21 protein-coding genes and 1 riboswitch are annotated in these 21,739 nt (G+C 63.0%); of the genes, 10 read left to right on the top strand and 11 right to left on the bottom strand.

From position 1 onward, the window contains the following. Window positions 1–96: 96 nt before the first annotated feature. The 6 genes from C816_RS00105 to C816_RS00080 all read right to left on the bottom strand — a co-directional run bounded on the left by C816_RS00105 (window position 97) and on the right by C816_RS00080 (window position 7,844). Complete coding sequence (locus tag C816_RS00105) at window positions 97–2,079, bottom strand: TRAP transporter permease (RefSeq protein WP_016320362.1); 1,983 nt, start codon at window positions 2,077–2,079, stop codon at window positions 97–99. Between the two features lie 135 nt (window positions 2,080–2,214). Beyond that, window positions 2,215–3,315, bottom strand: a complete 1,101-nt coding sequence (locus C816_RS00100; RefSeq protein WP_016320361.1) for a TAXI family TRAP transporter solute-binding subunit — start codon at window positions 3,313–3,315, stop codon at window positions 2,215–2,217. A gap of 67 nt (window positions 3,316–3,382) precedes the next feature. Beyond that, entirely contained in the window at window positions 3,383–4,462 is a 1,080-nt protein-coding gene (gene pdxA / locus C816_RS00095; protein WP_016320360.1) for a 4-hydroxythreonine-4-phosphate dehydrogenase PdxA, read from the bottom strand. A 22-nt stretch (window positions 4,463–4,484) separates the two neighbouring features. Then, window positions 4,485–5,390, bottom strand: coding sequence for a 4-hydroxy-tetrahydrodipicolinate synthase (dapA, locus tag C816_RS00090; RefSeq protein ID WP_016320359.1), 906 nt, complete (start codon window positions 5,388–5,390; stop codon window positions 4,485–4,487). Between the two features lie 34 nt (window positions 5,391–5,424). Next, window positions 5,425–6,579: an iron-containing alcohol dehydrogenase gene (locus C816_RS00085; RefSeq protein WP_016320358.1), complete on the bottom strand. Its 1,155-nt coding sequence runs from the start codon at window positions 6,577–6,579 to the stop codon at window positions 5,425–5,427. Beyond that, on the bottom strand, window positions 6,573–7,844 hold the full coding sequence (locus tag C816_RS00080; RefSeq protein ID WP_016320357.1) for a four-carbon acid sugar kinase family protein: 1,272 nt from the start codon (window positions 7,842–7,844) through the stop codon (window positions 6,573–6,575). Before C816_RS00080 ends, C816_RS00085 begins: the two co-directional genes overlap by 7 nt. A gap of 244 nt (window positions 7,845–8,088) precedes the next feature. Here C816_RS00080 and C816_RS00075 point away from each other — a divergent pair, with 244 nt between their 5' ends. After that, window positions 8,089–9,873: a sigma-54-dependent transcriptional regulator gene (locus C816_RS00075; protein ID WP_016320356.1), complete on the top strand. Its 1,785-nt coding sequence runs from the start codon at window positions 8,089–8,091 to the stop codon at window positions 9,871–9,873. Window positions 9,874–9,930: 57 nt separating this feature from the next. On the opposite strand, the gene C816_RS00070 is transcribed toward C816_RS00075, so the two are convergent. Further along, window positions 9,931–10,377 carry a helix-turn-helix domain-containing protein gene (locus C816_RS00070; RefSeq protein ID WP_016320355.1) on the bottom strand — a complete coding sequence of 149 codons (447 nt, stop codon included), beginning with the start codon at window positions 10,375–10,377 and terminating at the stop codon, window positions 9,931–9,933. Window positions 10,378–10,496: 119 nt separating this feature from the next. Between C816_RS00070 and C816_RS00065 the strand changes: the two genes are divergently transcribed. The 3 genes from C816_RS00065 to rsmI are packed head-to-tail and all read left to right on the top strand — an operon-like array spanning window position 10,497 to window position 12,395. Further along, on the top strand, window positions 10,497–10,829 hold the full coding sequence (locus tag C816_RS00065) for a hypothetical protein (protein WP_016320354.1): 333 nt from the start codon (window positions 10,497–10,499) through the stop codon (window positions 10,827–10,829). Beyond that, window positions 10,808–11,530, top strand: coding sequence for a tRNA1(Val) (adenine(37)-N6)-methyltransferase (locus tag C816_RS00060; protein ID WP_016320353.1), 723 nt, complete (start codon window positions 10,808–10,810; stop codon window positions 11,528–11,530). The genes C816_RS00065 and C816_RS00060 overlap by 22 nt, the downstream gene beginning before the upstream one ends. 28 nt (window positions 11,531–11,558) lie before the next feature. After that, window positions 11,559–12,395, top strand: a complete 837-nt coding sequence (gene rsmI, locus C816_RS00055; RefSeq protein ID WP_016320352.1) for a 16S rRNA (cytidine(1402)-2'-O)-methyltransferase — start codon at window positions 11,559–11,561, stop codon at window positions 12,393–12,395. 103 nt (window positions 12,396–12,498) lie between these two features. Here the strand turns inward: rsmI and C816_RS00050 are convergent, their stop codons facing one another. Beyond that, on the bottom strand, window positions 12,499–12,741 hold the full coding sequence (locus tag C816_RS00050; protein ID WP_016320351.1) for an AbrB/MazE/SpoVT family DNA-binding domain-containing protein: 243 nt from the start codon (window positions 12,739–12,741) through the stop codon (window positions 12,499–12,501). 140 nt (window positions 12,742–12,881) lie between these two features. Between C816_RS00050 and C816_RS00045 the strand changes: the two genes are divergently transcribed. Next, on the top strand, window positions 12,882–13,466 hold the full coding sequence (locus tag C816_RS00045; protein WP_016320350.1) for a spore maturation protein A: 585 nt from the start codon (window positions 12,882–12,884) through the stop codon (window positions 13,464–13,466). Beyond that, window positions 13,463–13,984: a spore maturation protein gene (locus tag C816_RS00040; RefSeq protein ID WP_016320349.1), complete on the top strand. Its 522-nt coding sequence runs from the start codon at window positions 13,463–13,465 to the stop codon at window positions 13,982–13,984. Before C816_RS00045 ends, C816_RS00040 begins: the two co-directional genes overlap by 4 nt. 36 nt (window positions 13,985–14,020) lie before the next feature. On the opposite strand, the gene C816_RS00035 is transcribed toward C816_RS00040, so the two are convergent. Continuing rightward, window positions 14,021–15,130 (bottom strand): KamA family radical SAM protein, encoded by a 1,110-nt coding sequence (locus C816_RS00035; protein WP_016320348.1) that lies wholly within the window; start codon window positions 15,128–15,130, stop codon window positions 14,021–14,023. A 422-nt stretch (window positions 15,131–15,552) separates the two neighbouring features. After that, window positions 15,553–15,678, top strand: a riboswitch (FMN riboswitch). A 104-nt stretch (window positions 15,679–15,782) separates the two neighbouring features. Here C816_RS00035 and C816_RS00030 point away from each other — a divergent pair. After that, a complete protein-coding gene (locus C816_RS00030) occupies window positions 15,783–16,478 on the top strand; it encodes an ECF transporter S component (RefSeq protein WP_016320347.1) in 696 nt (231 codons plus the stop codon). A 210-nt stretch (window positions 16,479–16,688) separates the two neighbouring features. Here C816_RS00030 and C816_RS00025 read toward each other — a convergent pair whose 3' ends face one another. Next, window positions 16,689–17,198, bottom strand: coding sequence for a helix-turn-helix domain-containing protein (locus tag C816_RS00025; protein WP_016320346.1), 510 nt, complete (start codon window positions 17,196–17,198; stop codon window positions 16,689–16,691). 209 nt (window positions 17,199–17,407) lie between these two features. Between C816_RS00025 and dinB the strand changes: the two genes are divergently transcribed. The 3 genes from dinB to glyA all read left to right on the top strand — a co-directional run bounded on the left by dinB (window position 17,408) and on the right by glyA (window position 20,592). Then, window positions 17,408–18,625 carry a DNA polymerase IV gene (gene dinB, locus C816_RS00020; protein ID WP_016320345.1) on the top strand — a complete coding sequence of 406 codons (1,218 nt, stop codon included), beginning with the start codon at window positions 17,408–17,410 and terminating at the stop codon, window positions 18,623–18,625. Continuing rightward, window positions 18,622–19,209 carry a 5-formyltetrahydrofolate cyclo-ligase gene (locus tag C816_RS00015; protein WP_016320344.1) on the top strand — a complete coding sequence of 196 codons (588 nt, stop codon included), beginning with the start codon at window positions 18,622–18,624 and terminating at the stop codon, window positions 19,207–19,209. Before dinB ends, C816_RS00015 begins: the two co-directional genes overlap by 4 nt. Before the next feature lie 135 nt (window positions 19,210–19,344). Further along, a complete protein-coding gene (glyA, locus tag C816_RS00010) occupies window positions 19,345–20,592 on the top strand; it encodes a serine hydroxymethyltransferase (RefSeq protein WP_016320343.1) in 1,248 nt (415 codons plus the stop codon). A 40-nt stretch (window positions 20,593–20,632) separates the two neighbouring features. On the opposite strand, the gene C816_RS00005 is transcribed toward glyA, so the two are convergent. Further along, a complete protein-coding gene (locus tag C816_RS00005; RefSeq protein WP_016320342.1) occupies window positions 20,633–21,556 on the bottom strand; it encodes a hypothetical protein in 924 nt (307 codons plus the stop codon). Between the last annotated feature and the right edge of the window lie 183 nt (window positions 21,557–21,739).

Raw genomic sequence — 21,739 nt, 5'->3', positions numbered from 1 at the left:
AGCAGGCCGCCGGGACTTTTTCGACAGCCTGAGAGGGCGGAACGGCGGAGCCGTTCCGCCCTCGGTCTCTCAGGGGTGGATCTTCCCGTTTCGGGGTCAGGCGACTTTTACAGTCTTTTTCTTCCGGGCAGTGTTCAGCACCAGCAGAACCACGCCCAAAACAACGCCCACGACAGAGGTGATGGTCTCAGGGCTTATGAGGCAGATGGCCGCCACAAACAGCAGCGTCCGCTCCGCCACGCTCAGCTCCATGCTGAAATAGCCGGAGACCACGGTGGCCAGGAAGAAGGTGCCCACCAGCAGCATGGCGGCGCCCAGTGCGATCTCCATCACGGTGCCCTCCAGCAAAATGGCGGGGTTGTACACGAACACGAAGGGGACCATGAAGCCCACCATGGAGAACAGGAAGCCCTTGATGCCGGTCTTCATGGCGTTGCCGTCAGCGATGCCGGCGGCGGTGTAGGAGGCCACGCACACGGGCGGGGTGATCTGGGCCATGATGCCGTAGTAGAACACGAACATGTTGGCACAGAGGTTGGCGGTGCCGTCGGCCATGCCGCTGGCGATGAGGATGGGACGGATGCAGGGCACGAACAGGATGACGCCCACAAGATACGCCGCCACGGTGGGCAGAGCCATGCCCAGCAGCATGCAGCCCACCATGCCGATCAGCAGCGCCACGAACAGCATATCAGTGCCCAGTCCGCTGATGACAGCGGAGAGATTGGTGGCCAGGGCCGTCTGGCCGGTGACCACGTTGATGATGATGCCGCAGGCGGCGGTGGGAATGGCGATCTCGGCGGCCTGCTTGGCGCCGTCCATGCAGCACTCCCAGATGCCCTTGAGGTTCACAAAATCCTTCTTCTCGCCCACAAAGTAGCTGATGACGTTGCACACCAGGCAGGAGAAGATGCCCATAGTGCCGGCCCGCATCAAAGAGGCGCCCCGGATGATAAACACCACCAGAATCAAGGCGGGCAGCAGCAGATACAGTCGGGGGAGGATCTTGCGCTCCACCTTGATGGTAGTGTCGGCTCTGCCGTCCAGACGGCTGGCCCGCTTGGCGGCCAGCCGATCCACCAGGACGAACACGGCGAAGTAGTAGGCCACGGCGGGGATAATGGCGGCGGTGGCCACGCGGCCGTAGGGGATGCCCAGCATCTCCGCCATGATGAAGGCGCCCACGCCCATGATGGGAGGCATGACCTGTCCGCCGGTGGAGGCCACGGCCTCGATGGCGCCGGCCTCCTCGGGCTCGTAGCCCACCTTCTTCATCATGGGGATGGTCATAACGCCGGTGGTAGCCACGTTGGCCACGGCGGAGCCGGAGATCATGCCCATGAGGCCGGAGGAGATGACGGCGGCCTTGGCCGGCCCGCCGGAACCCTTGTTGGAGGCCTTCATACCGATGTCAATCAGCAGCTGGCCGCCGCCGAAGGCGGAGAAGAACGCGCCGAATACGATGAAGTAAAACAGGCTGTTGGCGGAGGTCTGGAGCGGGGAGCCGAAGATGCCGGAAGTGCTCATGGTCATGCCCTCGGTGAACTGCTTGAGCATGGCGGCAAAGGGCTTGCCCCGGGTGTAGAGGATACCCGGCAGATACTGGGCCGTCCAGGCGTAGATGACAAACAGCAGGATAAAGCCGAAGAGGATGCCGCCCAGGGTGCGGCGCACGGCCTCCAGCAGCAGCACCGCGGTAATCACCATGAAGGCGATGTCGATGGAGTCCACAGGGCTGATAAACAGCACGTGGTCCACCAGGGACTGGTAGCGGGTCACCACGTACCAGAGCTGGAACACGATGCAGACGGCCACCAGGATGTCGATCCAGCGGGACCAGCCGAACTTGTTCAGCTCCTGCTCCGTGACGGCATCGCCCTTTTCCTTTTGGAGCTTTTTGCGGTACTTCTTATCCGGGGGATTGTAGAGATAGACCAGTGACAGCGCGAAGAGCAGGTGCAAAGGCGCCTGCAGCATGGTGGGAAGCTGCTTAATCAGTGCCAGATACATCTGGAACAGGAAGAACACCACTGTCAGCGCAATCGCCGCCAGCTGGCGCCATTCGAGTTTCTTTCCCATTGTTGGATACCCCTCCTCAGGTGTATATGGATGGTGTGAACAGGTCCGCCGGGGGACGAGGGCTTCCTCGTCCCCCGGCGGCTCCTGGGTCTTTGTGTCAGGGCCTCGGGCCCCTATGCGCTATGTATGGCGGAATCAGCCGTGGGCGTAGCCCATCTCCTCGTAGTAGGCGGCGGCGCCGGGATGCAGGGGCACGCCGGTGAGGGTCAGGGTGCCGGCGGTCTCGGGATCAAAGTAGCTCATGGCGGCCACGGCGCTGGCAAGGTCGGCCTTGTTCTCGCACACGGCCTTGGCCATGTGGTAGGCCACGGCGTAGTCCAGGCTGGTGGGCACCAGGATCACCTGCTGGGAGCCCACGGTCTTGATCTCCTCGGTCTGGCCGTTCCAGGTGTTGGCCTCCACGGTAACGTAGTCGTAGCCCATCTCCACCATCTTGGCCATGGTCTCCTCGCCCAGCTGCACGTCGTACATGTCGTGGGTCAGGCACAGCTCGGAGGTGTTGGCCTGGCCGGCGCCGATGTGGTCGATGGTCATGTCGTACAGGTCGTCCTGCAGGCCGCTCTTGATGGCGTCGCCGCCGGTCTTCTCAACCACGCCGCCCCAGGAGGCAACGTCCTCCAGCGTCACCCCCAGAGCCTCGAAGACCTTCTCCGCGGCCAGCTCGCCGAAGGTGCCGTTGGTCTTGATGACCAGCTTCACGGGGTACTTCTGGGCCACCAGCTCCTCCACGGTGGTGATGCCGGTGGCGTCCACAAACTTCTGGGTAAACATGACGTTGACGAAGTCATGGCCCAGGCCGCCGGCGATGGCGCAGATGTCGGGGGTGGGGGCGTTGCCCAGGATGCCCTCCTCCATGCTCCACTTGGCGGGAGCGGAGTTGGACATGACGATGTCGCACTGGGCGCCGCCGTTGACAATGACGGGCGCACCCACGCCGCCGGGAGAGGTGGTGGTAATGCTGATGTTGGCGCCGGGGATCTCCTTGACAATGGCGGTCTGGATGGCGGCGGCGTAGTTATAGGCCGCAGTGCCCACCTCCTGGGCCGCGAAGGTCAGGTCCACACTGCCGGAGATATCGGTACTCTGCTCGCCGCTGGGGGCGGCGGGGGCATCGTTACCGGCGGGGGCATCGTTGCCGGCGGGGGTGTCGCTGCTGGCGGGCTGGTCGCCGCCGCCGCAGGCGGCCAGGCTCAGAACCATGGCCAGGGTCAGGATGAGAGCAAATACTTTTTTCATGGTGTTTCTTCCTTTCAAATTTTTGGTGGCTATATCTTCTCCGGCGGAGCCGGTTAAAGAGGGGAGGTCATTTCTCCGCCTTGGCGTTGGCCATGCGGATGCCGTAGTCCATGGCATTGACCAGGCTGAGCTCGTTGGCGTGGCCGTCTCCGGCGTGGCCGAAGCCGGTGCCGTGGTCCACGCTGGCCCGGATGATGGGCAGACCCAGCGTGACGTTCACGCCGGCCACGGCGTCCCAGTGGCCCTCGGCCTTGTTGTAGACGAAGCCCTTGACCTTCAGGGGGATGTGGCCCTGGTCGTGGTACATGACCACGACGATGTCATACCAGCCGCCCAGCGCCTTGGAGAACACGGTGTCCGGCGGGGTGGGCTTCTTCTCGGGGATGATGATGCCCTCGGCCATGGCGGCGTCAATGGCGGGCTGGATCTCCTCGATCTCCTCCCGGCCAAACATGCCGTTCTCGCCGCAGTGGGGGTTCAGACCGGCCACTGCGATCTTGGGCTCCTTGATGCCGATGGCCTTGCAGCCCTCGTTGGCAATGCGGATCACGTCCAGCACCCGGTCCTTTTTCACCCGGTCGCAGGCCTCCCGCAGGGAGACGTGGGTGGAGACGTGGACCACCCGCAGCTCCTCGTGGGCCAGCATCATGGTGTACTTGGAGGTATTGGTGTAGTCGGCGTAGATTTCGGTGTGTCCGCTGTAATGGTGGTCCGCCATGTTGATGGCTTCCTTGCTCAGGGCATTGGTGATGGTGGCGTCCACCTCGCCGTTCATGGCCAGCTCGATGACCTTCTTTACGTACTGGAAGGCCGCCTCGCCGCCCAGGGCCGTGGCGCCCAGGCCGAAGGGCTTGGGGTCCTCAGGGTCGCCGGGGATGTCGGACGCCTTCACAATCCCCATGTCGTACACGTTGATGACGCCGTACTCGTACTTGGCCTCGCCGACGGCCTTGACAGCCCGGACCTTCATGTCAATGCCGGAGACCTTTTTGGCTGCTTTGGCGGCGTACTCCATGGCGGCGACATCGCCGATGACCAGGGGGCGGCAGCGGTCATAGACGGTTTTGTCCGCCAGGGCCTTGACGGTGATCTCCGGGCCGTTGCCGAAGGGATCGCCCATGGTGATGCCTAAGATTGGCTTGCGCATATGTACTCCTCCTTATGTTGGATCAGCAGAGATCCTTCGTTTCTTCCAGAACCTTTTTCAGCTCCTCCACGCCCTCGTCGCAGAGGTAGTTGAAGGGCCTGCGGCAGTCGCCCACGGGGTAGCCCAGCATGGCCACGCCCTTTTTGATGATGGTGTTGGGATTGCCAAACTTGAACACCCGCTGGAGGGCCACAATGGCGTCCTGGGCCGCCTGTGCCTTCTCCAGGTCGCCGGAGACGAAGTAGTCGTAAATAGAGGCGATGGTCCCGGGCCACAGGTTGGCCCGGCCCGCCACGCCGCCGGCGCCGCCGGCTTTCAGGCAGGGGAGGATGTTGCCGTCGTTGCCGGCCAGGACGGCGAAGTCCTTGCCGATGTCCCGGGTGAGGTCGATGTACGCCTTGAGATTGTCCAGATCGCCGCTGGAGTCCTTGGCGCCCATGATGACGTCCACGTCACGGGCCAGCTTGGCCACGGTCTCCGGCAGCAGCTTGTTGCCGGTGCGGGCGGGGATGTTGTAGAGCACGATGGGGATGTTCACATGCCTGGCCACCTCGCAGTAGTGGTCGTAGAGCTCCTTCTGGCTGGCGGCGGCAAAGCTGGGAGTGATGATGGACAACGCGTCCGCGCCCATCTCCTCGGCCCGCTTGCTGAGGTACACGGTGTCCCGGGTGGAGATGCAGCCAGTGCCGGCGTAGACGGGGATGCGGCCCTTCACCTGGTCCACGGCGGCCTCCAGAATCTCCTCCTTCTCCTTCATGCTGAGGATGTAGGCCTCGCCGTTGGTGCCGAAGGGGAAGATGCCGTGGACGCCGGCGGCGATCTGCCGCTCGATCTGGTTACGGAGCTCGGGAATGTTGACGCTCTCGTCCGCGGGGTTCATGGGGGTGACGACCGGTGGAATGATGCCTTTGATCTCAACCTGCTTCATGTTCGCACGCTCCTTATATAAATTCCTGTCGGATTCAAAGAACTTCCTGATAGATCTTCCGGGCATCGTCGGGAGTGACCTGACGCATATTGTTCACCAGCAGGCGGGTGACCTCCATGCCGGAGGCCACCAGGGCCTCCAGGTCCTCCTTGGGCACGCCGAACTCCGTGAGGCTGGTGGGGATGTCCAGGTGCTTGACGATCTCCTCCAGCCGGGCGATGACGGCGGCGCTCTTCTCCTCCTGGGTCTTGGCGTCTCCCCGGAGGCAGCGGTCGTAGGCCTTGGCCAGCAGGGGGCGGCAGGCGGGCTCGTTGAACCGCATGACGGGCGCCAGCAGGATGGCGTTGGACACGCCGTGGGCGATGTGGTACTTGCCGCCTAAAGGATAGCTCAGGGCGTGGACGGCGGTGGTGCCGGAGGCGGTGATGGCAACGCCGGCGTAGAAGCTGGCCAGGAGCATGGTGTTCTTGGCGTCCATGGCCTCGGGGTCGTCGCAGGCCCGCTGGATGTTGTTCAGAATCATGTCCAGGGCCTGGAGGGCGAACACGTCGCTGAAGGGGTTGGCCTTGTTGCTGGTGTAGCACTCGATGGCATGGGCCAGGGCGTCCACGCCGGTGGCGGCGGCGATCTTTCTGGGCAGCTTCTTAATCATCACTGCGTCCAGGATCACATAGTCCGCGATCATCTCCGTGTTGACGATGCCCACCTTCAGCTGCTTTTCAGGCACGGCCACGATGGCGTTGGGGGTGGCCTCGGAGCCGGTGCCGGCGGTGGTGGGGATCATCAAAGTCTTCATGCACTTCCGGGCCCGGCCGGGGGTGTCCAGCAGCTCCTTAATGCCATATTCGTCGGTCATCAGGATGCTGGCCAGCTTTGCGGTGTCCATAACGCTGCCGCCGCCCACGGCCATGATAAAGTCCGCGCCGCACTTCTTGCACTGGTCCACCAGCTTCTGGGCCTCCATATAGCTGGGCTCCGCCGGCAGGTCGTCCAGGATCACGGTCTCCACGCCGGTCTTTTTGATCTCGGCCATGGGGAAATCCAGAAGGCCAGCACCCTCGATGCCCTTGTCGGTGAACACCACCAGACGCTTGACGCCGTTGGCGGCAAAGATCTCCGGAATCCGGCCCAGGGCATCCTCGCCGCTATACACAGCGTGGGGCATCTTCAATTCGTACTTGGTCAGCATATGACATCCTCCTCTTGATCTCCGGCGCCCATGGACAACGCCAGTCTGTAAAACAGGTCCGGCTCTCCAAATCCGCCGGATTTTGAAATGATATGGTGGGTCTTGCCCTGATACACAAAGTCGGTGAGCACCGCGCCGGTGTCCAGCTCGCACACCGGAATCAGCTCCGCCACATCCACGGCCCCCATCAGGGCCAGCAGCGTATCGCCGCCGGTGCAGAGGATGGTGGCGTCCAGTCCGCCCTCCAGCAGCTGCCGGACCAGCCGGCCCAGCTGGGCGGAGATGCCCCGGCGCAGGTCCTCCGTGGTCATCCCCCGCGCTCTGGCGTAACGGTCCGTGTCGTCACAGCCCTCCGGATCGTTGACATCCAAAATGAACCGCCGCTCCCGTTTCGCGGCCGCCAGCCACGCGCCGGTATCCGCGGCGCACTCCGGCGTCTCCAGCCAGGACTCCTCCAGCTTCTGCACCGGGCTGAGGTGGACGCGGGGAAAGCCGTGCTCCTCCGCCACCGCCATCTGGCGCAGCGTCACCGGGTTCACGCTGCCGCAGGCCACGAACAGGGCGGGCGCCAGGTCCGGCAGCACCGGAGGCGCGCCCCGCAGCTCCAGAATCTCCGCCAGGGCCGCCGCAAAGCCGGCGCAGCCGGCGGAGAGCCGCAGCCCCTCTTGGCCCAGCTGCCGTCCAATCCGCAGAAGGTCGCTGTCGCTCTCCGCGTCGTAGGCGTGAATGCCCGGACAGCCCGCCGCCGCCGTCTCCTCCAGTCCGTGGACCAACACCGGCGTCTCCGACTGGGCGGCAATGATCTCCGCCACGGAGGAGGCTCTCACCGGCTCGAAGGGGTCCTGCCCGAACACGCTCTCCGCCACAGGCACGCCATCAATGTAGTGGACGCCCCTGCGGGTGATCCGGTCCATCTTCGGCAGGGCCGGCAGGAAGGAAAGGCAATCCGCCCCGGCGCCGTCCAGCACCGCGGTGAGCTCCGCGCCCACGTTGCCCCGCAGGGCGGAGTCCGTCTTTTTATAGATGTGGGTGAAGCCGGCCCCCAGGGCCCCCTCCACCGCCCTGCGCACCACACCGTAAGCCGCCTCCGGCGCCAGGTGCCGGGTCTCCGCGTCCAGCACCAGCACCTGGATCTCCGCCTGCGTCCGGGAGAAGTCGTAGGCCGGGTCCGTCACCACGCAGGTCCTGGCTCCCCGGGCGGCGAACTGTACGCCCGTGTCCAGCGCGCCCGTAAAATCATCTGCGATGATTAATAACTTTACCATGCAGCACCTCGTCATGCGTTTATTTTTGAAACACTTGGTTTGAGACGCCTTCCGCACTGGCATTTTTGTCAAAAATCGCCGTGGCGCCGCCGTTTGTTTGGCATTATTTTATAGGTATCGCCTCATTTGCGCAAACTTTTTTCGCCGCCAAAGCGTTTATTTTTGAAACACGTCGAAAAATACTTGCGCATTTTTTGTATGTTTGTTATAATACGTTCAAATATTGAACATATTTGGAGGACCTATGGATACGCCGATCCGCGTACTGGGCATCGCGCCCTACGAGGGCATGAAGACCCTCATGTCCAACCTGAAGGAGGAATACCCCCAGATGGACCTGTCGCTGTTTGTGGGCGACCGGGAGCTGGGCCTGGAGATTGCCAGGGCCAATTTTCATGGAAATTACGATGTGGTTGTCTCCCGCGGCGACACCGCCACCATGCTGCGGCGGGACCTGTCCATTCCCGTGGTGGAGATCGAGGTCTCTATGTACGACCTGCTGTGTACGCTGAAGCTGGCGGGCAGTCTCAGCGGCGGGATCGCCTTTGTGGCTGCCCCCAGCATCGCAGAGAGCGCGCGGCTGCTGTGCAAGGCCATGGATCTCAGCATGGACATCCGGACCTATGACTCCCACGACACCGTGGAGCCCACCCTGCTGGAGCTGCGGCAGGACGGCTTCCAGGCCCTGCTGTGCGACACCTTTGCCAACAACACCGCCAAACGCCTGGGAATGAACTCCTTCTTGGTGGCCTCCTCGGTGGAGAGCATCCGCAAGGCCTTTGACCAGGCCCTGCTGATCTGCGGCAGCCGGGAGAGCCTGCGGGAGGAAAACCAGTTCCTGCGGGCGCTGATCCGAGGGCAGATCAGCCAGACCGTGGTGTTCGACCAGTCGGGGAATCTGTTCCTCTCCACCCTGGACGCCCCGGTGCCGGAGCTGCTGGAGATGCTGCGGCGGGAGCTGCCGGAGTCCCAGCGGGACGTGGAGCGGCGGATCACCCGGAACCTGGGCGGCATGCTCTACGCCATCCGCATCCGGCAGGTGGGCGCCGGCAGCGCTGTCTATACGGCCTTTTTCCTGGAGGCCCGGAAGACGCCCCTCTCCCCCAACCAGTCGGGCATCCGCTTCTCCTCCTACCCGGAGGCGGAGCGGGCCTTTGACGACAGCATTTTCAGCTTCGCAGAGACCATCAGCGACTTTCAAAATGAGATCGCCCAAATCAATCAGAGCCGGGCTCCGGTGCTGGTCACTGGGGAGGACGGCACCGGCAAGGAGACCATTGTCTACTTCCTCTACATGCGCAGCTCCCTGCAAAACCACCCTCTGATCTCCATTAACTGCAGCCTGCTCAACGACAAGAGCTGGGCCTTTTTGCTGGAGCACCACAACTCCCCTCTGACAGACCAGGACAGCACCCTCTACTTCTCCAGCATCGACGTGCTCTCCCCCGAACGGCAGCGGCAGCTGCTGGCGGTGCTGCTGGAGATGGACGTGTGCCGCCGGAACCGGGTGATCCTCTCCTGCGTGTGTCAGCCGGGAGAGTATGTCTCCGCCGCCGGCGCCCTCTTTCTGGACAAGCTCCGGTGCCTCTCTTTGTACCTGCCGCCCCTGCGGTCCATGCCCCAGCGGATTCCCACCCTGATTAACCTCTCCCTCAGCCACCTCAACGCCGCTATTCCGCGGCAGGTGGTGGGCATTGAGCCGGAGGGAGCCTCCCTGCTGCAAAGCTTTCGCTGGCCCCACAACTACATACAGTTCCGGCGGGTAATCAAGGCCCTGGCGGTCACTGCCGCCGGGCAGGTCATCACGGCGGAGAGCGTGCGGGAGGTGCTGAAAAAGGAGCGCCACATGGGGGCATTCTCTCTCCGCGCAGAAAACGCCGCCGTACCGTTGGACCTGGGCCGCACTCTGGAGGAGATCAATCAGGACGTGGCCCTGCGGGTGCTGGAGGAGACCGGCGGCAACCAGACCGCTGCCGCCAGGCGCCTCGGCATCAGCCGGACCACACTGTGGCGGCTCCTGAAAAAATAAAAAGCAGAAGGCCATTGCGCTGCAATGGCCTTCTGCTTCCCAGCGGCTTTTCCGCAGTCATTTCCCCATCTCCCGGCGAACGGCCTTCGCCAGCAGCTCCTGCCCCTCCGGGGAGCGCAGAGCCTCCAGCACGGCTCCCCGCAGGGCCTCCTGAAATTTCTTGCTGGTGAGGAAGGCGTCCAGCATGGTGCCCTCGCCCGCCGGGGCGGCGGGGACGGGCTTTGCCCGCCTGGGGGGCTCCGGCGCCGGAGCGGGCTGGTCCAGAAAGGCGCCGTCCATCCAGTCGTCCATGCGGATGCGGTCGTTGTTCTCCCCCCGCAGGTAGAGCACGGACACGCCGAAGAAGGACGCCAGCTTCTCCTGCTGGTCCTGGGTGGGGGTCTGGCGGCCGGTCTCGAATTTCTCCACCGCCATCCGGGGGAACCCCAGGGCGGCGGACAGTGCGGGACGGCTGAGGCCCCGCTCGCTCCGCAGCTGTTCGATGCGTTGTGCCATGGTGACCATACGATGATCCTCCTTGCGATCAATTTTCCGCTCCCCATTGTAGCACAGAGGGGCAGGCCCTTGCAACCGCCGGGGCGGTGTGGTATCATAGAGCCATTGAATTGGCGGGAGGGAGCGCCATGCTGAAACGGAAATACGCGCCCCGCTTTTTTCGGGAGCACCCGGCCCTCACCCGGGCCCTGGGGTACGCCGCCTTCATGTTCTGTTTCGCCTTTCCCCCGGGAAGCACAAAAATCTCCCTGAACGTCTTCCTCTTCTGCGGCCTGATGGGCCTGTGCCTGCCAGAGGCCTATGGGGCCGGAGAAAGACGTCTTCCTCCAGCTGCAGGGCGGCGGCGCATGACCGGCCCGGAGGACCGGGAGCAGCCGTACCGGGACACGCTCCGGCTCATCGGCATCCGCACAGGCCAACCGAAGAGGAGGGACGCTTCATGGAGCACTGGGAATCCCTGAAACCCGGCGGATACCGCTTCGTCTGGGACGACGCTCTCTTTCCCCCGGGGACGGACACGTTTCTCCTCTCCTCCCTGCCCCGGCTGAAACCGAATCTCCGGGTCTGCGACCTGGGCAGCGGCACGGGGCTGCTGAGTCTCCTGCTGCTCCAGCGCCAGGGAGACCTCACCGTCACCGGCGTGGAGCTCCAGCCGGAGGCGGCGGCGCTTCTGGAGCGGGCCGCGGAGGAGAACGGCCTGACGGACCGCCTCGCTGTCCGCCGGGGGGACCTGCGGAACATCCGCTCCCTCCTCCCTGCCGGGAGCTTTGACCTGGTGGTATGCAATCCCCCCTACTACCCGGCGGGAGCCGGGAAGCTCTCCCCGTCTCCCTCCCTGCAGGCCGCCCGGGCGGAGACCGCCTGCACCCTGGAGGACGTGTGCCGGGCCGCCGGGTGGCTGCTGCGCTGGAGCGGGACCCTGTGCCTTGTCCACAAGCCGGAGCGGCTGACGGACCTCCTCTGCGCCCTCCGTTTCGCCGCCTTAGAGCCCAAACGCCTGCGGCCTGTGGTCCGGCGGGCGGGAGACGCCCCCTCTCTGGCGCTTCTGGAAGCCCGCCGGGGCGGAAAGCCGGGCCTCGCCTGGGAGCCGCCGCTGATCCTGGAGACAGCGGAGGGCCGCCCCACAGAGGAGTTGGACCAGATCTACTTCCGCGCCCCCTAATTCCCACTTCCCCACAAAGGAGGTCCCTATGTCCGGAACACTCTACCTGGTGGCCACGCCCATCGGCAACCTGGGGGACTTCTCCCCCCGGGCGGCGGAGACGCTGGAGGCCGTAGACTTCATCGCGGCGGAGGACACCCGGGTGTCCGTGAAGCTGCTGAACCATTTCAACATCAAAAAGCCCCTGGTGAGCTACCATGAGCACAACCACGTCACCGCCGGACAGGCCATTCTTACCCGGCTGCTGGCGGGGGAGAGCTGCGCCCTCGTGACCGACGCCGGCACCCCCGCCATCTCCGACCCCGGGGAGGACCTGGTGCGCCTGTGCGGGGAAAACGCCGTGGAGGTCATCGCCGTCCCCGGGTGCTGCGCGGCGGTAAACGCCTTGGCGGTCAGCGGCCTGCCCACCGGACGGTTCACCTTCGAGGGGTTCCTCACCGTCAATAAAAAGAGCCGCCGGGAGCGCCTGGAGGGCCTGAGGGACGAGGAGCGGACCATGATCTTCCACGAGGCCCCCCACAAGCTGCGGACCACCCTGGCGGACCTCTGCACCGCCTTCGGCCCGGAGCGGCGGATCGCCCTCTGCCGGGAGCTGACCAAGCTCCATGAGGAGACCCGGCGCACCACCCTGGGTGAGGCGGCGGCTTACTATGAATCCAATACCCCCAAGGGGGAGTACGTCCTGGTGGTGGCGGGTCGGGAGCGGCGGCGGGAAACCGCCGTCACCCTGGAGGAGGGCACGGCCCAGGTGCTGGCCCTGCTGGGCCAGGGCGTCCGGCTGAAGGAGGCGGCCCGGGAGGTGGCGGAGCACACCGGACTCTCCAAAAACGAGCTGTATGCCGCCGCCCTGGAGCAAGGGCGCTGAGATCGGATGACATAGCGACAGCGCGGCGTATACGCCGCGCTGTCATTTTTGTTGTGTTTTTTCAGTCGTCTTGTCACTCCAGCCCCCGTAAGTGTGGCAGCGCTTACAGCTCCTTCAGCTCCCGCAGGCATCGGGGACACACGTTTTTACCCTTGAACACCGTGATGTCCTTGGTCCCGTCACAGAAAAGACAGCTGGGTTTATACTTTTTCAGAATGACGGACGAGCCCTCCACATAGATTTCCAATGCGTCCTTCTCCGCGATGTCCAGGGTGCGTCGCATCTCAATGGGCAGTACGATCCTCCCCAGTTCATCGACCTTTCGCACAATTCCTGTCGCTTTCACTTTGAATTTCTCCTTTCGCCCACATTTGTTTACATTTCGACTGGACTAGACAATATCATACATAGTCTTGATATGTCAATCAATATCTGAAAAGTTCAAACTTAATTAACAATTTTTTGTAGTTTTAGGGAGGTTTTTCCATGGCAATGGCTTGGGTCTGGTCCGGAATGGTAATCTTTTCCCTTATTTTTGCTCTTTGCACCGGCAATCTGGACGCGGTATCCGCCGCCGCTCTGGAGGGGGCCGGCTCCGCCGTGCGGCTGGGCATCTCCATGGCGGGGGTGCTGTGCCTGTGGTCCGGGGTGATGGAGGTCATGAACGCATGCGGCCTCTCGGCGGGACTGGCCCGGACCTTCCGCCCCCTGCTGCGGCGGCTGCTGCCGGACGCCAGCCGGGACGGCGAGACCCTGGCGGCGGTGTCCGCCAACGTCTCCGCCAATCTTCTGGGCCTTGGCAACGCCGCTACGCCTCTTGGCATCCAGGCCGCCCGGCGGATGGCCCATGGCTGCCACGGCGCTGCCAGCGACGAGCTGTGCACCCTGGTGGTGCTGAACACCGCCTCCATCCAGCTGATCCCCGCCACCGTGGGCTCTCTCCGCGCCGCTATGGGCAGCGCCGCCCCCTTTGACATCCTGCCGGCGGTGTGGCTCAGCTCCGTGCTGTCGGTGACGGCGGGACTGGCCGCCGCCCGGCTCCTCTCCCTGCTGGATCGGAGGCGGCCATGAATCTCAGCTCCCTGGTAGTGCCCCTGCTGCTGGCCCTGGTGGCGGCATACGGCCTGGGAAAGCGGGTGGACGTCTACGCCGCCCTGACCCGGGGGGCAGAAGAGGGGCTGACGGTGCTCCTGCGGATCGTTCCCGCCCTGGTGGGGCTTTTGACGGCAGTGTCCATGCTGCGGGCCTCCGGGGCCATGGAGTGGCTGTCCGCCCTCTGTGCGCCGGCGCTGGAGCTGCTGGGCATCCCTCCGGAGACGGCGCCGCTGATGCTGGTGCGCCCGGTGTCCGGCAGCGGCGCCCTGGCGGTGGGCAGCGAACTGATGGCCGCCTACGGCCCGGACAGCTACACGGGGCGGGTGGCCGCCGTTATGCTGGGCAGCACGGAGACCACCTTCTACACCATCGCCGTCTATTTCGGCGCGGCGGGCATCCACAAGACCCGCCACACCATTCCCGCCGCCCTCACCGCCGATCTGGCCGGCTTTGCCGCCTCCGCCCTGGCAGTGCGGCTTTTTTTCGGAACATAAATAAGCGTGCGGAACTGTGTTCCGCACGCTTTTTCTTTACATGCCCTTCAGCTCGTCGTCCAGCCAGGTGTCCGTGGAATCCAGGTTCGCCGTAAACACCCGGGCGGCGTTTTCCGGATACTTGCTCTGGTGAAACTTGAACACCGTCTCCCCGCCGGGCATCCGGCAGAAGATCTCGATCTTGCCCAAGGGGTGGCTCATGGCGTAGCGCACCGCCTTGCCGAAGCCGTTCTGCCTGGACTTGGCCTCGTCCACAATGCGGATGCCCTCGTTCAGCGGCACCTGGAAGCGGCTGTGGACACCGGTTACCGGCCGGCACTGGAAAATGTAATAGGGCACCACGCCCCAACGGGTCAGGCCGGAGAGCAGGTCCCCCAGAACCTCTCCGCTGTCGTTGACGCCCCGCAGCAGCACCGTCTGGTTCCGCACCAGCACGCCCCGCTCCGCCAGGGCCCGGACGGCCCGCCGGGCCTCCTCCGTCAGCTCCCGGGGGTGGTTGAACTGGGTCACCAGGCACAGTGTCTTCTTTTTTCCGTACTCCGCGAACAGGTCCAGCAGCTCCTGGTCGCCGTAGATGCGCTCCGGCAGGGTCACTGGCACCCGGGAGCCAAAGCGGATGAAATCCAGGTGCTCCACCGCGCTCAGCTCCCGGAGGTAGCGCTCTACGATGTGGTTGGGGTTCAGCAGGGCGTCGCCGCCGGAGACCAGCACGTTGGAGATCTCCCGGTGGTCCTTCACATAGGCCGCCACCTCGTCCACCCGCTTGTTCAGCTCCTCCTCGCTCAGGCCCACCAGCCGCTTGCGAAAGCAGTGGCGGCAGTACATGGCGCACTGGTTGGTGGACAGCAGCAGCACCGTCTGGGAGTACTTGTGCTGCATCCCCTCCAGCTTGGTGTTGTCCGCCTCGCCGCTGGTGTCAAAGGACCCGCCGCCGTCCAGCTCATCAAGAGAGGGAATGCACATCCGCCCGATGGGGTCGTCCGGGTCTTTGGGGTCCACCAGGGACAGGTAATAGGGGGTAATCAGCATGGGAAAGCGGTCCAGAACCTCCGCGTGACGCGCCGTCTCCTCCGCCGTCCAGCCCAGGATGGGGGCCAGCTCCTCCGCCGTCTTGATACCGTTTTTCAATTCATTCTGCCAGCTCATACTCGTACCGCCTTTCATTTTGGGCTAAAAAGAAAACTCCGCATTCGCCGCCGGGGACCGTCCCGGCCCGGGCATGAATACAGAAAAAGAAAACGCGCATAAACTGACCCTGCGGGCCCGGCTTACACGCTTACATAAATGATGTTGAGTGAGACCTTCAAATCCTGATGGCCAGATTGCCTCCAACGGTATTTATGCCTTCTCTATCGCGCTCCTATAACATGCCTCCGAATATTCCATTGATTTCTTTTTATGTATTATAGCAAAAAACCTTCGCCGGCGCAAGTCGAATTTTGCGCTTTTAACTAAATGTTAACAGCTTACCCCATATATGTACTCCGCCGCCGTCCAAATTTTTTTGAAATTGGGGGTTGCATTTCCCGGAGGAGTGTCGTATACTAAGCCCAGAAAACAACTGAATCCTTTGTCTTCAGGGCGGGGTGCAATTCCCCACTGGCGGTACAGTCCGCGACCGGCGGCCGTAAGGCCTCCGCTGACCCGGTGAAACTCCGGAACCAACCGTATAGTCGGGATGGAAGAAGATGAGTGCGGCGAAACCGCGCGCTGTTTGCGCGCTCCTTTGCTGTTTGTTCACCTGGAGAGAAGTCAAAGCGTCCAGGTGTTTTCAAACAGATCAAAGGAGTGTATTTTTATGTCCGAACCCAATGTCACCGTCGTCTCCCGTCCCCGCGCCCGCATGAGCGTCAAGACCGTCACCTCCCTGGGCATGCTCACCGCCGTGGCCTATGTCACCATGCTCCTGAGCAAGATGCTGCCCCAGGTGTACGGCTTCCTCCAGCTGGACGTGCAGGCCACCGCCATCACCATCGGCGGCTTTCTCTTCGGTCCCCTGGCCGCCGCCGTCATCTCCCTGGTGCTGCCCGTCATTGAGATGCTCACCGTCAGCGACACCGGCCCCATCGGCTGCATCATGAATGTGCTGGCCACCGCTTCCTTTTGCTGCACCGCCGCCTTTGTTTACAAGAAGATGCACACCAAAAAGGGCGCCGTCATCGGCCTAACTCTGGGCGTCGTCGCCCAGGTGGTTGTGATGCTGCTGTGGAACTACCTCATCACCCCCATTTACCAGGGCATGCCCCGGGAGGTGGTGGCGGGGATGCTGCCCACCGTGTTCCTGCCCTTCAACCTGGTCAAGGGCGGGCTGAACATGGGCCTCATTCTGGTGCTCTACAAGCCCGTGGTCACCGCGCTGCGCCGGGCCAAGCTGGCGCCGGAATCCCAGACCATCGTGGAGAGCAAGCGCTTCAACGCCGGATTTTTGCTGTTCTCCCTGGCGGTGCTGGCCACCTTCGTCACCATCGCCCTGGTGCTGATGAAGATTATCTGAATTTGCCATCCATACCCTTTCCCTTTTTGGAGGCGGCGGCGTGATGAAACACGCCGCCGCCTCCCTGCTTCTCCCGCTTGGGACTTGTTTATATAAGATAAGTGCGCGGACTTCCGAGGAAATTTTGCCGGTAAGCCCCGTTCAGACGGCGGTCATCGCCTGTGAATACAGCGTCAACAGACCCCGGAGCTTGCGCAGCGCAGAGCCGTTTTATCCTCTCTTCCGCGTCAGAATAATTCCAACCACTGCCGCTATGAGGACAACCGGAGCAGCTCTGACAAACAGCCACTCAAATGCGTGGAAAAACATTCCAGCGAGGGCGGTCTCGGGATCAGTGTAATCCCAGCCCAGATATGGACTGCGGAGTACGCTGAGGGCCGCAAAAATCGCCGCTGCGGCGCCCCACAATGCGATCAGCAGCCAGTGCAGTATCTTTCGTCTCATGGCCTTCCTCTCTGCCAGCTGGAGGTTTATGATCTCCAGCTTTTCGCAAATCGCCCTTAAGCTGTCACTCTCCTGCTCAGCAGCTGTCTCTCCCAGCAACACGCTCACAGGTGATTCAAGCGCCTCTGACAGGGCGATCAGCATATCAGAATCGGGAACCGACAGCCCCTGCTCCCATTTCGAGATCGTCTGCCGCACCACGCCCAGCTTGACAGAAAGCTCCTCCTGTGAAAGTCCTTTCGCTTTTCTGATGGCTTTGATGTTTTCGTTTAGCATTAGGGACGCCTTCTTTCTTTGGATTGTTAGGACAATTATAGGCGGAACTGCCCATTGCTGCAAGCAACGCATATTAACATTCGCGTTTTGCCGACCTCCTACCGCGCCAAATTGGTTTTATGGGCGTGCCCTCCCTGCTTCTCCCTCTTTTCAAGCGAGAACAGATGTGCTATTATAGAGAAAATATCTGTTGGAGAGGAGGTGCGCCCATGGACCGCGTGATCCTGCACTGTGATCTGAACTGCTTTTACGCCTCCGTGGAGCTGCTGAGCCGCCCGGACCTGCGGGAAATTCCCACGGCGGTCTGCGGAGACCCCTCCTCCCGTCACGGCATCATCCTGGCAAAGAACGAGCCCGCCAAACGGTATGGCGTCCAGACGGCGGAGACCATCTGGCAGGCCAAAAAGAAGTGCCCCGGCCTGGTGCTTCTGCCACCCCACCACGGCCTGTACCACCAGTACTCCCGCAAGGTCAACGCCATTTACGACCAGTACACCGATCTGGTAGAGCCCTTCGGCATCGATGAGAGCTGGCTGGACGTGACCCACACCCTCCACCTCTTCGGCGGGGACGCCGGCGGTTTGGCGGACACTCTGCGGGAGCGGATGAAAGAGGAGCTGGGATTGACGCTGTCCGTTGGCGTCAGCTTCAACAAGGTCTTTGCAAAACTTGGCAGCGATTACAAGAAACCGGATGCCACCACGGTGATCTCCCGGGAAAACTGGCAGTCCATCGTCTGGCCCCTGCCGGTGGGAGACCTGCTGTACGTGGGCGGCGCGGCACGAAAGCTCCTGCGCCAGTATGGGGTGGAGACCATCGGGCAGCTGGCGGCCTGCCGCCGGGAGATGCTGGAGACCCTCATGGGCAAGATGGGCGCCCAGCTGTATGAGTATGCCAACGGCCTGGACCGGGAAGCCGTCCGCTCCCGGGCGGAGGCGGACGTGGTGAAGTCTGTGGGCAACGGCACTACCTTTCCCCAGAATCTCACCACCCGGGAGGAGGTGCGACGGGGCATCGCCGTGCTGGCGGACTCTGTAGCCTCCCGCCTGCGCCGCCTGGGGCTGTATGCCGGAGGCGTCCAGGTCACCGTCCGGGACCCGGCCTTTCACGACCGCTCCCGCCAGCGGCAGTTCGCCGCCCCCACCCATCTTATCCGGGACCTGACGGAATCCGCCATGGCCCTGACTGCGGAGCTGTGGCAGCCCCCCGCCCCCATCCGGGCCCTGACTGTCACCGCCATTCACCTGTCCCCGGAGGATGCGGCCTATGAGCAGGTGGATCTCTTTAACGCCGGGGCCCTGCCCAAAAAGGAAAAGCAGGAGAAACTGGAGGCCGCCATGGACCGCATCCGGGGCAGATTCGGCGCAGACGCCATCGCCTTCGGCGCGTCCCGGCCCGGTCATCGAGAGGAGGACCCTTTGCCATGACAAGACAAGAGGAAAAGCGGCGTCTTCGCCGCACTATCCGGGGGCTGGAGGAGCGTCTCTCCCCCCGGTATCTGGAGGAATCCGGCCGGGCCATCGCCGCCCGCCTGCTGGCCATGCCAGAATACCGGGCCGCCGGGACGGTGTTCTGCTTCGCAGGCATCGGCCGGGAGGTGGATACCCGGCCCATTCTGGAGCACGCCCTGGCCGCCGGCAAGGTCCTCTGCGTGCCTCTGTGCACCGGTCCGGGACAGATGGAGCTGCGACAAATCATCGATCCGGCCCGGCTCTCCCCCGGAGCCTTCGGCATTCTGGAGCCTCCGGCGGACAGTCCTGCGGTCCGGAGCGACGAGGTGGATTTCGCCGTCCTGCCCTGCGTCACCTGTGACCACGCCGGACACCGCCTGGGCCGCGGCGGCGGATACTACGACCGCTTCCTGGCCCGCTACCGGGGCGGAACGGTTCTGCTGTGCCGGGAGCGGCTGATTCGGGAGGAGATTCCCGTGGAGCCCCACGACTATCCCGTCCCCTGGGTACTGACGGAGCGGGGGCTGTACGAGGACGGCGTCCCGGCCCGGCTGGGGTAGAAAGAGCTGTAAGAAACACCAATATCCCCGCAAATACCAAGGAATTTCCGGTGAAAATATGCCATTGTTAAAAGGAGCTCCATCGCCTAAAATAGAGGTAATACTTTCGCCGTCAACAAAGGAGGAAATTCCCTGATGATACAGCAGACTATGGATTATATCTCCCAGTTCGATCCGGAGGTGGGCGCGTCTATCCGGGAGGAGTTCGCCCGGGAGTGCCGCAACATTGAGCTCATCGCCTCAGAGAACTTGGTAAGCCCCGCCGTGATGCTCGCCATGGGCACCTGTCTCACCAACAAATACGCCGAGGGCTATCCCGGCAAGCGGTACTACGGCGGCTGCTACGCCGTGGATGTCACCGAGGAGATCGCCCGGAAGCGGGCCTGTGCGCTCTTCGGCTGCAATTATGCCAACGTCCAGCCCCACTCCGGCGCCAACGCCAATCTGGCGGCCTTTTTCGCCCTGGTCCAGCCCGGCGACACCATCCTAGGCATGAACCTGGCCCACGGCGGCCACCTGTCCCACGGCAGCCCGGTGAACATCTCCGGGAAGTATTTCAACATCGTGTCCTACGGCGTCAGCGGCGACACCGAGACCATTGACTACGACGCCCTTTTGGAGACCGCCAGAGCCTGCCGTCCCAAGCTGATCGTCTGCGGTGCCAGCGCATATCCCCGGACCATCAACTTCGCTAAATTCCGGGCCGCAGCCGACGAAGTGGGCGCCTATCTGATGGTGGACATGGCCCACATCGCGGGGCTGGTGGCCGCCGGGGTCCATCCCTCTCCCCTGCCCTATGCCGACGTGGTGACCACCACCACTCACAAGACACTCCGGGGGCCCCGGGGCGGCATGATCCTGTGCAATGACGAGGCCATGTACAAGAGGATCAACTCCGCTGTGTTCCCCGGCACCCAGGGCGGCCCGCTGGAGCACATCATCGCCGCCAAGGCGGTATGCCTGGGGGAGGCGTTGAAGCCGGAATTCAAGGCCTATGGGCAGCAGGTGGTGAAAAATGCCCATGTTCTGGCGGAGGAGCTGGTAAAGCAGGGCTTTCGCCTGGTGTCCGGCGGCACAGACAATCACCTGTGTCTGGTGGACGTGCGGAATTTTCACATCACGGGCAAGGAGTTTGAGCACCGCTTGGACGAGGTCCAGATCACCGTGAACAAGAACGCCATCCCCAACGATCCGGAGAAGCCCTTTGTCACCAGCGGTGTCCGGGTAGGCACCCCCGCCGTCACCTCACGTGGCTTCAAGGAGCCGGAGATGGTGAAAATCGCCCGCTGGATGGCCATGGCGGCCCGGGATTTTGAGGGCTCCAGGGAGCAGGTCCGGCAGGAGGTGGACGCCCTTTGCCGGGAGTTCCCCATTTATCAATAAGGCAGATGCGGAGAGCCGCGCCCATGCCGGGCGCGGCTCTCTATGCCTCCGGCTTTTCAAAGACGGACACGAAGACTGGACCGGAGCGGACAATGGCCCCTCGCTCCGCGTCATAGCCGAGCTCAGTTTGCAGCTCGCCCATATACATGCCAAAGGAGTGAGGCTGCTCCATGCCAAACATCATAACGGCCTCCAATGTTCCCCTCTCCTGGTCAATTTCCAGACTGGCCCATCCGCTCTTTCCAGGCCAGTAATAGCACTCCCGCCAGCCCTTCTCCTGGGCCATCAGCCAAGCCGTATGGGTCTGTCCCTCACTGTCCGTCACAAGAGCGCGAATATAGCCGTCCTCCCAGCCCTGGGGCTCTACGGTGATGGAGGCGGCCATTTCCTCCCATGGCTCCACAAGGGAAATGATCTCCCCCCGGCCACTGATGTTGTAGACCGTACAGACGCTCTCGTGAAAGCCGGTTCCATATCCGTGCCGCAGCCAGGCCAGCTCCGGCTGCCCGTCCCCGGTGAAATCCACCCAGAAAGGCATACTGTACCCGGACACCAGCCCGCCGTAGCCCGCGGAGACATACCAGTCATAGAGCGCCCCGTTGGGTGTCTCCACCCGCTCCAGCGTCATGCTCCGCCCCTGGTACTTCGCCACCGCCTCCGTCAGGTCCTGATTGATCTGCAGGGAAAAGTCCGGCGTCTCCGGGCGGGTAAATTCCAGAAAAGGCACTCCGTCCTCCTCCCGCTCCGCCAGAACAAAGCCGTTGGAGCAGTCCTCCCGATTGGTGTACTCCAACGCCTCCTCGGACATGATTCGCCGGGGCAGGCTCAAGGTTTCCCCAGACTGCTCCGGCGCCTGGATCTCCGGTGTCGGAGCTACTTCCTCCGGCTGCGTCTCTCCGCTCTGTCCGCAGGCCGTTAGGCCGAGGGCAAGCGTCAATATCCAAAGTACAATTCCTTTTTTCATGTGATCTCCTTTCCTGGCAGCAGAGCGGGCGCAGTTCCACGTCTTTTCCACATCGTTCTCCCTTTTTTACTATATTTTAGCAGGGGGAATATCGGAATTCATCACAAAAGCGTAACAAAAAAGAGACACACTCCAAAGAGTGTGTCTCAGATGTTGGCACCACCTATTTTTCCGGGCCGTCGC

This window comes from Oscillibacter sp. 1-3, assembly GCF_000403435.2.
Taxonomy (GTDB): domain Bacteria; phylum Bacillota; class Clostridia; order Oscillospirales; family Oscillospiraceae; genus Oscillibacter.
Note: the sequence above shows the minus strand (reverse complement) of the source record. Positions and strands in the feature narration are given on the sequence as shown.